The organism is Enterobacter sp. Crenshaw (assembly GCF_024734705.1).
Classification (GTDB): domain Bacteria; phylum Pseudomonadota; class Gammaproteobacteria; order Enterobacterales; family Enterobacteriaceae; genus Enterobacter; species Enterobacter asburiae_B.
Window position 1 is genome coordinate 3,607,917 of the sequence record NZ_CP102932.1, and the last position, 11,867, is coordinate 3,619,783.

The following is an 11,867-nucleotide window of genomic DNA, read 5'->3' on the forward strand; positions in this document are numbered from 1 at the left end:
ATCATGCTGAACACACCCGCCGACAAGTACCAACCCTATCCGACCCTTTCCCTGCCCGACCGCCGCTGGCCGGAGCAACGCATCACCCGTGCGCCGCGCTGGCTCTCCACCGACCTGCGCGACGGCAACCAGGCCCTTGCTGAGCCCATGGACAGCACCCGCAAGCTGCAGTTCTGGGATCTGCTGCTGGGCTGCGGCTTTAAAGAAATTGAGGTGGCTTTCCCATCCGCCTCGCAGACAGACTTCAACTTTGTTCGCCAGCTGATTGAAGAGAACCGCATCCCGGATGACGTCACGATTCAGGTATTAACCCAGGCGCGGGAAGATCTCATCCATCGCACTTTCGAATCCCTGCGCGGTGCGAAACAGGCCACCGTCCATCTGTATAACGCCACCGCCCCGCTGTTCCGCCGTCTGGTGTTCGGCATGGAAAAAGCGCAAATCGTTGAGCTGGCGACGCGATCCACGCGGCTTATTCGTCAGCTGTGTGAAGAGAACCCGGACACCCGCTGGCAGTATGAATACTCCCCGGAGACCTTCTGCTTTACCGAGCCGGAGTTTGCGCTGGAGATCTGTGAAGCCGTGGCGGAGATCTGGCAGCCGTGCGACGAACGGCCCATGGTGATCAACTTACCGGCCACCGTCGAAGTGAGCACGCCGAACGTCTATGCCGACCAGATCGAGTATTTCTGTCGCCACTTCAGCCGCCGCCGGGATGTCTGCATCAGCGTACATCCGCATAACGACCGCGGTACCGGCGTCGCCAGCGCCGAGCTGGCCGTGATGGCGGGCGCAGATCGCGTGGAGGGCTGTCTATTTGGTAACGGCGAGCGCACGGGCAACGTCTGCCTGGTGACGCTGGCGATGAACCTCTACAGCCAGGGCGTCAGCCCGAATCTCGACTTTAGCGATATGAACCGGATCGTGGAAGTGGTGGAAGCCTGCAACCAGCTGCCGGTGCATCCGCGCCACCCGTGGGCCGGACGGCTGGCCTATACCGCCTTCTCCGGCTCGCACCAGGACGCGATCAAAAAAGGCTTTGATGCCCGCAGGCCTGGCGATCGCTGGGAGATGCCGTATCTGCCCGTCGATCCGCAGGATATCGGCTGCACCTACGAAGCGGTGATCCGCGTAAACAGCCAGTCAGGGAAAAGCGGCAGCGCGTGGCTCATCGAACAGAATCATGGCCTGAAATTACCCCGCACCCTGCAGCAGGATTTCAGCCAGCACGTGCAGCAGGAAACCGATCGCCACGGGAAAGAGATGACGCAAAATGCGCTGTGGCAGCTGTTCCGCACCCGCTACGGCCTGGTAGCTTCGCCGCAGTTTGCGCTGCAATCCTACCGCAGCGACAGCCAGCAGGACGGCCAGCTGCGTTTGACGGCAAGCATCGCTACGCAGGGGGGAACGCGTCAGCTGGAAGGTCAGGGTAACGGTCTGCTGTCCGCCGCCGCTCAAGGCTTAAGCCGCTGGATCAGCGCCCCGTTCGTGATTAAGGATTATCACGAGCATACGTTAGGCGAACGCAGCGACAGCCGCTCGGTGGCCTACATCCGCTGCCTGTTCCAGGACGGCAGCAGCCGCTGGGGCGTGGGCATCGACAGCGATGTGGCGCGCGCGTCGCTTCAGGCGCTCTTAAACGCCGTCAGTCGTTCTTAAAGTAATCGCTGGGTGAGATGCCCATCACCCGGCGGAACATCGCCGTAAAGGCGCTGTGGCTGCCGTAACCCAGATCCAGCGCCACGCGTAGTACCGGCTGGCCCTGCGCCAGCCGCACTAAGGCTTCCAGCAGGCGCGCCCTTCTCAACCACTCGCCGTAGCTTAATCCCGTCTGCTGCTGAAAATGGCGGTTCAGGGTGCGTTCGCTCATGTTCATCATGCTCGCGGCCTGCGCGCTGCTCCAGCTCTCCCCCGCGTTTTGCCGGATTTGCAAACACAGGTGACGTAACGCCTCGCCTTCCGGCTCCGGCAGGTGAAACGGCAGCACCGGCATGGTGCGGATTTCATCGAGAATGAGTTCATAGACGCGTTCATCCCGGCTGCCGGGCGAGTACGATTCAGGTAAAGCAAGGGAGACGAGGATCAGCTCGCGCAACAGCGGCGCGATCTGCACGATCTGACAGGTGGCCGGGAGATCGGCCCGCGCCAGCGGATCGATAAACAGCGTTCGCGCCGCCACGTTGCCGGTGATGCGAAGCGAGTGGCGGGTCCCCGCCGGTAGCCAGACGCCGCGACCGGGAGGAACAACCCAACAGCCCGAAGCCGTATCGACCCGAACCACGCCGCTCAGGGTGTGCAAAAGCTGCGCGCAATCGTGCTCATGCCACGGCTCGCTGTCACCATGAACGTAATCATGGGCAAACGGAACGAGGGGACGATGGGTAAAGAAGAATGTTGAGGTTGTGGTCATGGGGTTAAACCACCCTCACCCTACCCTCTCCCGGAGGGAGAGGGAAAAGGTGCACTAGATGTGCAGTTCCTGCAGTTTTTCTTTTGGCAGGGCCAGCTCTTCGTTGCTGTTCACGCGAACATCACGCTCGATGATGTGGCGCGCGATGTCCTGCGCTTCTTCCAGAGAGTGCATCTGGTAAGTACCGCACTGGTAAACGTTCAGCTCAGGGATCTGGTTCTGCTCTTTCACCTTCAGCACGTCTTCCATCGCCGCTTTCCACGCATCAGCGACGCGTTTCTCTTCCGGCTGGCCAATCAGGCTCATGTAGAAACCGGTACGGCAGCCCATCGGAGAGATGTCGATGATCTCAACGCCGTTGCCGTTCAGATGGTCACGCATGAAACCGGCGAACAGGTGTTCCAGGGTATGAATGCCTTTCTCTGGCATCACTTCTTTATTTGGCACGCAGAAACGCAGATCGAAGACGGTGATCGTGTCGCCGTGCGGGGTGTGCATGGTCTTCGCCACGCGTACTGCAGGTGCTTCCATACGGGTATGGTCGACAGTAAAGCTATCTAATAACGGCATACGTCACCTCCGATAGTGATTTTTTTTAAAATAAACTGAACTCTTCTACAGAATGCACGTCTGAGTATATGAAAGACGCGCATTTGTTATCATCATCCCTGAATTCAGAGATGTATATTTTGGCCACAGCGATGTGGCCTTTTTCTTTTCTGCTTAAGCCTGCTTCGCCAGAAACGCCTCAAACGACTCGGTATCCGCCGCTTCAACCTCTTTCTGACGCACCACGGACGCATCGCGTTCCGCGACAAAATCCGCTTCGCTCAGCACTTCTAACGGCTCCTGCATCAGCATCTCGCGGTACTCCGCTGAGAGTGAACGCCCGGTGCCGCCAATGCCCTGATCGATCATAGAACGCAGAATACGCGCTGAGAACGTCAGTTCCGGATTATCAAAACATTCCACCAGCTGGTCGCAGATCTGTTGATACGCGTCGCCGCCGTCAATGCTGTCCATTGTGCGGGCAACACGCTTCAGATCGCGGAACAGATCTTTGCCGACTTTGGTCAGCGGGAACTGTGCCGTTTCGCAGCCGATACCCAGCGTCAGGCCCGGCTTACGCCCTTCCAGAATCACGCGATTCCAGTTTGTACGGGTACAGAGCAGTTCGTCTGAACTCATTTCCGGCGCATCCGCCAGCACGCACCAGACCATAAACAGATCCAGGAAGCGAATCTGCTGCTCATCAACGCCAATCGGTGAGAACGGGTTGATATCCAGCGAACGCACTTCAATGTATTCGATCCCGCCGCGCTGCAGCGCATCCGACGGGGTTTCACCGCTGCGCGTTACGCGCTTAGGACGAATAGGCGCATACAGCTCGTTTTCAATCTGCAGCACATTGCTGTTGATTTGCAGGCGCTTGCCGTCTTTTTCGAGGCCGATTTTCTCGTACTCTTCCGACGGGGTTTTGATCGCCCGCTTCAATCCTGCCACATATTCGTGCAATTCGTTAAACGTAATACCGAGATTGCTTTGCGATTTATTGGTATAACCGAGATCGCTCAGGCGCAGAGAGGTGGCGTACGGGAGATAGTACATTCCGCACTCGGTCTTCTCGAACGGCAGCGTGGTCGGTTTCCCCTGCAGGAACGAAGAACAGATCGCCGGGGAGGCACCAAACAGATACGGGATCACCCAGCCGAAACGGTAATAGTTGCGGATCAGGCGGAAGTAGCCTTCAGAGATCGCGTCTTTATCCGTTTCACCGCATTTCGCCTGCCAGAACGCCATTGGCAGCGAGAAGTTGTAATGCACGCCCGAGATCGTCTGCATCAACGCGCCGTAGCGGTTTTTCAGCCCTTCGCGATAGAGCGTTTTCAGCCGGCCGATATTTGACGTGCCGTACTGCGCCAGCTCAATCTCCTGGCCCTGCTCGATATAGCACGGCATGCTGAGAGGCCACATACGTTCGTCGCCCATGTTGCGCGCGGTGTAGCGATGGATATCGCGCATGATCGTCAGCATATGATCAATATCACCCTCTACTGGCGTGATGAACTCCAGCAGTGCCTCAGCGAAATCGGTTGTGATCCATTTATGTGTCAGCGCCGAGCCTAACGCCTTCGGGTGACCCGTCGTCGCTAAGCTACCGTCCGCGTTAACGCGCAGCGTTTCACGCTCAAGACCACGCTGAATACCCTTCAATGCCTGAGGGTGGTTTTCCAGCCAGGCCAGCGCCTGAGATACGTCCGGGATCAAATTGACCTCCCGCCTGTCAAAGTAATGTTACTCAGCATAATTGTAATGGTTGACGATTGAAGGTCGCGTATTCATTCCACCAATTAGTGCCACCACGTCATACCCTGTAGTGTTGCCCACGCCACGAGAACATAGCGCAACGCCTTGCCAAGGCACAAAAAAAAGAGCACCGGTCCCCAGGAGATGCGCATCCATCCCGCCAGCAGACACAGTAAATCGCCTATTACAGGCATCCAGCTTAATAACAGCGTGGCAGCGCCATAGCGTTTTAGCCAGCCGACTGCCTTTTCCTGCCAGCGCGATTTTTCGCGCAGCGGAAAGAAACGCCCAAGAATAACGTTAGTCAGCCCTCCAAGGCTATTACCCATTGTTGCTATTAATACAAGCAGCCAGGGCTGACTCACGCCGGACAACAGCATCGCCACCAGCACCACTTCCGAATTTCCCGGTAACAGCGTGGCGCTTAAAAAACTGCTGGCGAATAATGAAGCAAGTGACAGCGCGTCACTCACAGTAAGCGCACATCCACCGCATCCATTCCGGCATCACGCGCGGCCTGAATGCCGAAATCGGCGTCTTCAAACACGACACATTTTGCCGCCGGGACGCCCATTAATTCTGCGCAAAGCAGGAAGGTGTCCGGTGCGGGCTTGTGATGTTTAACATGATCGGCGGCGACCACGGCAGAAAAATAGTGGCGCAGGCCAAGATGGTTGAGCAAAGCTTCTGCAATCGCGCTTTCGCTCCCGGTTCCTACAGACATCGGGCGGCGCCCGTGCCACTCTTTTACCACATCAATCAGCGGCAGAGGGCGTACGGTATCTAAAAGCATGGCTTTTACCGCATCGGTTTTTTCGCGCGCGAGCAGGTGCGGGTCGAGATCGGCCTGATTCAGTTCAATCACGGCCTGCGCAATACGCCAGGTGGGAGATCCGTTGAGGGCAATCATCGCCTGAAGATCGAAACGCATGCCGTAGCGGCCCAGGACGTCAGTCCAGGCTTGACGATGCGTGGGTTCGGTATCCAGGAGAGTGCCGTCCATATCGAAGATCAAACCGTCATACTGTGCGTACATCGTGCTCTCGCTAAACGATTAACAAAGCATTACTTTATCGTAAATGGTGATTTTTGTCGCTGACTGAGAAGTCATAACTACGAGAGTGATTAAGAAATAAACAGCGAAGGGAATAACGGAAGAGATGGTGCATCCGGGAGGATTACTCGGCTGCGCCTCGCCCTACGGGCCGTTGCTTAAGCAACGTTATCCTCCCTGGTGCTTGCGATTAACTCGCAGACCTTGAAACAACAGCGTGGCTATTATCTCGGAGAATATGGTACATCCGGGAGGATTCGAACCTCCGACCGCTCGGTTCGTAGCCGAGTACTCTATCCAGCTGAGCTACGGATGCATCGGGAAATGCTTTTAGAAACAGTAAATGGTGCATCCGGGAGGATTACTCGGCTGCGCCTCGCCCTGCGGGCCGTTGCTGAAGCAACGTTATCCTCCCTGGTGCTCGCGATTAACTCGCAGAACTTGAAACAACAGCGTGGCTATTATCTCGGAGAATATGGTGCATCCGGGAGGATTCGAACCTCCGACCGCTCGGTTCGTAGCCGAGTACTCTATCCAGCTGAGCTACGGATGCATCAGGGTACTGCTTTCAGAAATAGTAAATGGTGCATCCGGGAGGATTCGAACCTCCGACCGCTCGGTTCGTAGCCGAGTACTCTATCCAGCTGAGCTACGGATGCATCGGGATTTACTATTGTACTGCTCGATATTCATATCACTTCTAAAGCAATATGAAGTAATAGATGGTGCATCCGGGAGGATTCGAACCTCCGACCGCTCGGTTCGTAGCCGAGTACTCTATCCAGCTGAGCTACGGATGCAAAATGGCGGTGAGGCGGGGATTCGAACCCCGGATGCAGCTTTTGACCGCATACTCCCTTAGCAGGGGAGCGCCTTCAGCCTCTCGGCCACCTCACCACACAACGCCTCTTTCGAGTGCTTCGAGTTACTCGTTAAGAGCTTCTCGTCGCTGCGTGGCGCATATATTACTTTCTGGGACTTATAAGTCAAACAATTTTCCAAAAGCTTTTATCGTTTGCACAAATCACACGCAATTCGCATGTAAAAGCCGCAAAGAGGGTGTTTTATAAGCGGATTTTGCAGGCATCTTCACAGAAAACCTTTGCAGAAATAGCGGCGTAAGGGCGAGTTTAGGGTAACGGAGTGGTTAAAAAGAGAGCGTTTGAAATTAAACGGTAACGTTGAGCAGGAAAAATGACAGGAGGGTTGCGTCTCGCCCGACAGCGAGACGCGACAATATCAGTAACTGGACTGCTGGGATTTTTCAGCCTGGATACGCTGGTAGATCTCTTCACGGTGGACAGATACTTCTTTAGGAGCGTTAACACCAATACGTACCTGGTTACCCTTTACCCCTAAAACTGTCACGGTGACCTCATCCCCAATCATGAGGGTCTCACCAACTCGACGAGTCAGAATCAGCATTCTTTGCTCCTTGAAAGATTAAAAGAGTCGGGTCTCTTGTATCCCGGCATTATCCATCATATAACGCCAAAAAGTAAGCGATGACAAACACGTAAAGTGTAAGCAGTCACGGCATCACATTCTGTTAAACGTAAGTTTAGCCGATATACACAAACTCAACCTGACTTTATCGTTATCGATAGCACAGTGAACAAGACGCCATAACGTTACCGCTATGGCGTCTGCTTGTGCTTTGTAGTTATTACAGTTTCGCGCTTACCCAGCTTTCAACGCTGGCCAAAGCTTGCGGAAGTGCCGCTGCATCCGTACCACCGGCTTGCGCCATGTCCGGACGACCGCCCCCCTTGCCGCCCACCTGCTGAGCGACCATACCAATCAGTTCCCCTGCTTTAACGCGGTCGGTCACATCCTTAGAGACGCCCGCAATCAGAGAAACCTTACCTTCTGCCACTGTCGCCAGCACGATAACGGTAGAACCAAGCTGGTTCTTGAGATCGTCGACCATAGTACGCAGCATCTTAGGCTCAACGCCCGCCAGATCGCTGACCAGCAGTTTGACGCCCTTAATGTCTACAGCCTTGCTGGAGAGGCTTGCACTCTCCTGCGCCGCAGCCTGCTCTTTCAGCTGCTGCAGCTCTTTTTCCAGCTGACGCGTGCGATCCAGCGCAACGCGCACTTTCTCGCCCAGGTTCTGGCTATCGCCTTTCAGCAGCTGCGCGATGTCGTGCAGCTGATCGCTCTGCGCATGCAGGCTGGCAATCGCACCTTCACCGGTCACCGCTTCAATACGACGCACGCCTGCCGCCGTACCCGACTCGGAAACAATGCGGAACAGGCCGATGTCACCGGTGCGCGATGCGTGCGTACCGCCGCACAGCTCGGTAGAGAAGTCGCCCATGCTCAGCACGCGAACGCGGTCGTCATATTTCTCACCAAACAGCGCCATCGCACCTTTTTTCTTCGCGTCCTCGAGCTCCATGATGTGGGTCTCGATTGGCAGGTTACGACGGATCTGCGCGTTCACCAGATCTTCCACCGCGCGGATTTCAGACGGTTTCATCGCTTCAAAATGCGAGAAGTCGAAACGCAGCACTTTGTCGTTAACCAGAGAACCTTTCTGTGCAACGTGGGTACCGAGCACGTCGCGCAGGGCTGCGTGCATCAGGTGGGTTGCAGAGTGGTTCAGACGAATGCGCGCGCGGCGAACTTCATCCACGTTAGCCTGTACGCCCTCGCCCACTTTCAGAGAACCGGAAACCAGTTTGCCCTGGTGACCAATCGCCTGACCGTATTTCTGGGTGTCGCTGACGCTGAAGCTGAAACCATTGCCTTTCAGCTCGCCCTTATCGCCAACCTGACCGCCTGATTCCGCGTAGAACGGCGTTTTGTCCAGAATGACAACCGCATCCTGGCCCGCGCTGATGCTGTCCGCGGCTTTACCGTCAACAAACAGGGCGGTCACTTTGCCGGTCAGTTCCAGCGCGTCATAACCTTTGAATTCAGACGCGCTATCAACGCGGATCATCGCGTTGTAGTCTGCACCGAAACCGCTGGATTCACGCGCACGACGACGCTGCTCTTCCATCGCGGCTTCGAAGCCCGCTTCGTCAACTTTGATGTTACGCTCGCGGCAAACGTCCGCCGTCAGGTCAACCGGGAAGCCGTAAGTGTCGTACAGGCGGAAAGCGGTTTCGCCATCCAGCGTGTCGCCCTTAAGATTCGCCAGCTCCTCGTCCAGCAGCGCCAGACCGCGCTCCAGTGTACGCGCAAACTGCTCTTCTTCGGTTTTCAGAACCTGCTCTACCTGCGCCTGCTGGCGTTTCAGCTCATCACCGGCAGCACCCATCACGCCAATCAGTGGCCCAACGAGTTTATAGAAGAAGGTGTCCTTCGCGCCCAGCATGTTGCCGTGACGGATGGCACGACGAATGATACGACGCAGCACGTAGCCACGGTTTTCATTCGACGGGATAACGCCGTCGGCAATCAGGAACGCACAGGAACGAATGTGGTCCGCGATAACGCGCAGCGATTTGTTGTTCAGATCGGTCGCGCCGGTAACGTTCGCAACGGCTTTGATCAGGGTGCTGAACAGATCAATTTCGTAGTTGGAGTTAACATGCTGCAGAACCGCGGCAATACGCTCCAGACCCATACCGGTATCGACGGAAGGCTTCGGCAGCGGCTCCATCGTACCGTCGGCCTGACGGTTGAACTGCATGAACACGATGTTCCAGATCTCAATGTAGCGATCGCCGTCTTCTTCCGGGCTGCCTGGAGGGCCACCCCAGATGTGGTCGCCGTGATCGTAGAAGATCTCGGTGCACGGACCGCAAGGGCCGGTATCACCCATCTGCCAGAAGTTGTCAGACGCGTATGGCGCGCCTTTGTTATCACCGATGCGAATAATACGCTCGCGCGGGATCCCGACTTCTTTTTCCCAGATTTCGTAGGCTTCGTCATCGGTTTCATAGACGGTAACCCACAGACGCTCTTTCGGCAGGTTGAACCAGTTTTCACCGGTCAGCAGTTCCCACGCATATTGAATAGCATCGTGTTTGAAGTAGTCGCCGAAGCTGAAGTTACCCAGCATTTCGAAGAACGTATGGTGACGCGCGGTGTAACCGACGTTTTCCAGGTCGTTGTGTTTACCGCCCGCACGCACGCAACGCTGTGAGGTTGTGGCGCGGGAATAATTACGCTTGTCGAGACCAAGGAACACATCCTTGAACTGGTTCATCCCGGCGTTGGTAAACAGCAGAGTCGGATCGTTGTTCGGTACCAGGGAGCTGCTGGCAACAACCTGGTGTCCCTTACTATGGAAAAAATCGAGAAACGCCTGACGGATCTCAGCGGTGCTCTTGCTCATAATTATCCTGAAATCAAGCTAACGAAATGTCGTAGCCAGCCTGTACCGGTAAACCGTTGGACAGACCAGCTACTGGAAAAAGTGGGAATAAGATAAGTTTTCTTTAGTGGGAAGTAAAATCCCGCATGCGTTCAATCGGCAAAATTACGCCAGATATCCTGAATATCTTCCATCAGAAAGCCGCGGTAGAGCAAAAAGCGCTGGATTTTAACTTTTTCTGAAAACTCACGCGGCAGCGGTTCGCCGTATTTACGAATCGCCTGTTCTCTGGCCAGCTCGCACCAGTCAGTATCGCATTCGCGCATCGCTTTTTCGATGGACTCCCTGGCCACCCCTTTCTGGTTCAGCTCCTGCCGGATGCGCGCGGGCCCATATCCTTTACGGCCGCGGCTGGCGAGAAACCGTGAGGCAAAACGCTCGTCATCAAGATAACGATGCTCATAGCACCAGGCAATCACGCGGTCATAATCTTCCGCGGTGGCATCAATCTCTTCCGGCCCGTTTTTACTCATCACCGGAGCCGACAGTTTTCGCCGCAGCTCCTGTTCACTATGGTCACGAACGGCCAGGATGCGCACCGCGCGGTCCAGTAAGCGTGCATACGCGGGTCGACGTGTTGTCGGTTCACTCATAAAAAACCTGCTGATTCAGAAATGCAAAAAGGGCCGCATCAGCAGCCCTTCATTTTTAAACGAAACAATTAAAAGTCTTCGTTAGTTTCTTCAGCATCCGCGGCATCCACCACGAAATCAGGTTTGGAGTCCTGGTTGTTCAGCAGAAGCTCACGTACCTTCTTCTCAATCTCTTTCGCTGCAGCCGGGTTCTCTTTCAGCCAGGAGATCGCGTTCGCTTTACCCTGACCAATCTTGTCACCGTTGTAGCTGTACCAGGCGCCCGCTTTTTCAATCAGCTTCTCTTTCACGCCCAGGTCAACCAGCTCGCCGAGGAAGTTGATCCCTTCGCCGTAGAGGATCTGGAACTCAGCCTGTTTGAACGGCGCGGCGATTTTGTTCTTCACAACCTTCACGCGGGTTTCGCTACCGACTACATTTTCGCCCTCTTTCACCGCGCCGATACGGCGGATATCCAGACGGACAGAAGCGTAGAATTTCAGTGCGTTACCACCGGTAGTGGTTTCCGGGTTACCGAACATCACACCAATTTTCATACGGATCTGGTTGATGAAGATCAGCAGCGTGTTGGACTGCTTCAGGTTACCCGCCAGCTTACGCATCGCCTGGCTCATCATTCGTGCCGCGAGGCCCATATGAGAGTCACCGATTTCACCTTCGATTTCGGCTTTTGGCGTCAGTGCGGCAACGGAGTCGACCACGATAACGTCAACGGCACCAGAACGCGCCAGCGCGTCACAAATTTCCAGCGCCTGCTCACCGGTGTCCGGCTGAGAACACAGCAGGTTGTCGATATCCACGCCCAGCTTGCGGGCATAAACAGGGTCCAGCGCGTGCTCGGCATCGATAAACGCACAGGTTTTACCTTCGCGCTGTGCCGCGGCAATCACCTGCAGCGTCAGGGTGGTTTTACCGGAGGACTCTGGCCCGTAGATTTCTACGATACGGCCCATAGGCAGACCGCCAGCGCCCAGCGCGATATCCAGAGAAAGCGAGCCGGTGGAGATGGTTTCCACATCCATGGAACGGTCTTCACCCAGGCGCATGATGGAGCCTTTACCGAATTGCTTTTCGATCTGGCCCAGTGCTGCCGCCAACGCTTTCTGTTTGTTTTCGTCGATAGCCATTATTACTCCTGTCATGCCGGGAGAAGCGACTGTGCTTCACCGT

The 11,867-nt window shown here is 55.6% G+C and carries 10 protein-coding genes and 5 tRNA genes; 1 reads left to right on the forward strand and 14 read right to left on the reverse strand.

Translation table 11 applies throughout. From position 1 onward, the window contains the following. Positions 1–3: 3 nt before the first annotated feature. Positions 4–1,659, forward strand: a complete 1,656-nt coding sequence (gene leuA, locus NWV12_RS17125; protein WP_048979804.1) for a 2-isopropylmalate synthase — start codon at positions 4–6, stop codon at positions 1,657–1,659. Here the strand turns inward: leuA and NWV12_RS17130 are convergent. The 14 genes from NWV12_RS17130 to recA form a co-directional block, all read right to left on the reverse strand. After that, the gene (locus tag NWV12_RS17130) at positions 1,646–2,410 is read right to left on the reverse strand and encodes a helix-turn-helix domain-containing protein (protein ID WP_101744641.1); all 765 of its coding nucleotides are present in this window, start codon (positions 2,408–2,410) and stop codon (positions 1,646–1,648) included. The two genes, leuA and NWV12_RS17130, sit on opposite strands and share 14 nt — an antisense overlap. A 54-nt stretch (positions 2,411–2,464) precedes the next feature. Beyond that, positions 2,465–2,980: an S-ribosylhomocysteine lyase gene (gene luxS, locus NWV12_RS17135; protein WP_014884972.1), complete on the reverse strand. Its 516-nt coding sequence runs from the start codon at positions 2,978–2,980 to the stop codon at positions 2,465–2,467. A gap of 153 nt (positions 2,981–3,133) precedes the next feature. After that, positions 3,134–4,678 carry a glutamate--cysteine ligase gene (gene gshA / locus NWV12_RS17140; protein WP_023333180.1) on the reverse strand — a complete coding sequence of 515 codons (1,545 nt, stop codon included), beginning with the start codon at positions 4,676–4,678 and terminating at the stop codon, positions 3,134–3,136. Positions 4,679–4,761: 83 nt separating this feature from the next. Continuing rightward, a complete protein-coding gene (locus tag NWV12_RS17145; protein ID WP_008499541.1) occupies positions 4,762–5,190 on the reverse strand; it encodes a YqaA family protein in 429 nt (142 codons plus the stop codon). Beyond that, on the reverse strand, positions 5,187–5,753 hold the full coding sequence (gene yqaB, locus NWV12_RS17150; protein ID WP_032648006.1) for a fructose-1-phosphate/6-phosphogluconate phosphatase: 567 nt from the start codon (positions 5,751–5,753) through the stop codon (positions 5,187–5,189). The genes NWV12_RS17145 and yqaB overlap by 4 nt, the downstream gene beginning before the upstream one ends. 257 nt (positions 5,754–6,010) lie before the next feature. Further along, a tRNA-Arg gene (locus NWV12_RS17155) sits at positions 6,011–6,087 on the reverse strand. Between the two features lie 160 nt (positions 6,088–6,247). Continuing rightward, a tRNA-Arg gene (locus NWV12_RS17160) sits at positions 6,248–6,324 on the reverse strand. A 29-nt stretch (positions 6,325–6,353) separates the two neighbouring features. Next, positions 6,354–6,430: transfer RNA gene (locus NWV12_RS17165), tRNA-Arg, on the reverse strand. A gap of 64 nt (positions 6,431–6,494) precedes the next feature. After that, a tRNA-Arg gene (locus tag NWV12_RS17170) sits at positions 6,495–6,571 on the reverse strand. 4 nt (positions 6,572–6,575) lie between these two features. Then, positions 6,576–6,668, reverse strand: a tRNA-Ser gene (locus tag NWV12_RS17175). Between the two features lie 342 nt (positions 6,669–7,010). Continuing rightward, positions 7,011–7,196, reverse strand: a complete 186-nt coding sequence (gene csrA, locus NWV12_RS17180; RefSeq protein ID WP_000906486.1) for a carbon storage regulator CsrA — start codon at positions 7,194–7,196, stop codon at positions 7,011–7,013. A 241-nt stretch (positions 7,197–7,437) separates the two neighbouring features. After that, positions 7,438–10,065, reverse strand: a complete 2,628-nt coding sequence (alaS, locus tag NWV12_RS17185; RefSeq protein ID WP_048979290.1) for an alanine--tRNA ligase — start codon at positions 10,063–10,065, stop codon at positions 7,438–7,440. A gap of 131 nt (positions 10,066–10,196) precedes the next feature. Continuing rightward, on the reverse strand, positions 10,197–10,697 hold the full coding sequence (gene recX, locus NWV12_RS17190) for a recombination regulator RecX (protein ID WP_033146366.1): 501 nt from the start codon (positions 10,695–10,697) through the stop codon (positions 10,197–10,199). Between the two features lie 68 nt (positions 10,698–10,765). After that, a complete protein-coding gene (gene recA, locus NWV12_RS17195) occupies positions 10,766–11,824 on the reverse strand; it encodes a recombinase RecA (RefSeq protein WP_023308943.1) in 1,059 nt (352 codons plus the stop codon). Between the last annotated feature and the right edge of the window lie 43 nt (positions 11,825–11,867).